Annotated in this window: 2 protein-coding genes; both read left to right on the top strand. The window is 60.7% G+C overall.

Annotated features, from left to right (window positions below; translation table 11 throughout):
- Nucleotides 1-25: 25 nt before the first annotated feature.
- Nucleotides 26-340 (top strand): DUF3846 domain-containing protein, encoded by a 315-nt coding sequence (locus ACM6UT_RS23405; protein WP_465245569.1) that lies wholly within the window; start codon nucleotides 26-28, stop codon nucleotides 338-340.
- Nucleotides 341-359: 19 nt separating this feature from the next.
- Nucleotides 360-632, top strand: a complete 273-nt coding sequence (locus ACM6UT_RS23400) for a hypothetical protein (protein ID WP_416799658.1) — start codon at nucleotides 360-362, stop codon at nucleotides 630-632.
- Nucleotides 633-805: the final 173 nt, after the last annotated feature.

Genomic DNA, 805 nt, shown 5'->3' with positions numbered 1-805 from the left:
CGGAATTGGAGAAAGGGTGAGAACTATGGCCACAACCGCAACCGTTTACCTGCTGGACCCGGAAGCCGGGACCATTCAAGCCGCAGAGGTCGCAGCACCGAGCGCGTTCTCTCAGACCTACGGGCTGATTGGATGCCAGCTTGTCGAGGTGGTGCCGTTCGACACGAACCACGTTCTTATCATCGATGAGGAGGGTTTGCGCGATGGCTTGACCGCCTTCACTGTCTTTGACGGCTACCCGCAGCCCTTGGCCGGAAAGATCGTTCTTGCCGGTCTGGACGGCTCGCATGTGCTGCCGCCGCAGATCAGCATCGAGGNACCACGTTCTTATCATCGATGAGGAGGGTTTGCGCGATGGCTTGACCGCCTTCACTGTCTTTGACGGCTACCCGCAGCCCTTGGCCGGAAAGATCGTTCTTGCCGGTCTGGACGGCTCGCATGTGCTGCCGCCGCAGATCAGCATCGAGGAGGCGACGACCCGCCTGAGCGTCTGCAAGCCCGTTCTTGATCCGGTATTTGCCAAGGCGGACGAGCATTCTTCCCATGGGGTTATTCTAGGCGGCGCTTTGATCGGGTTCCAGACCCGCATCACCCGCACCCACCCGACCGTTATGGCGGGAGTGGTCCGATGATCATCGCTGTTGTCGAGGACCGCACCCTGTCCATTCTCGCCGGAACCTTTGCCGCGACCATCGCGGCGAAGGACATCGAATATAGCTTTCATGCCCTCACGCATTTTCCGGAGCGGCGCGCGCTGTCCGAACTGGAGGGGCTGGCAGAGCGCCTGAATGGCTTTGCCGCCTAC

Source organism: Ciceribacter azotifigens (assembly GCF_048159625.1).
GTDB lineage: Bacteria > Pseudomonadota > Alphaproteobacteria > Rhizobiales > Rhizobiaceae > Allorhizobium > Allorhizobium azotifigens.
Note: the sequence above shows the minus strand (reverse complement) of the source record. Positions and strands in the feature narration are given on the sequence as shown.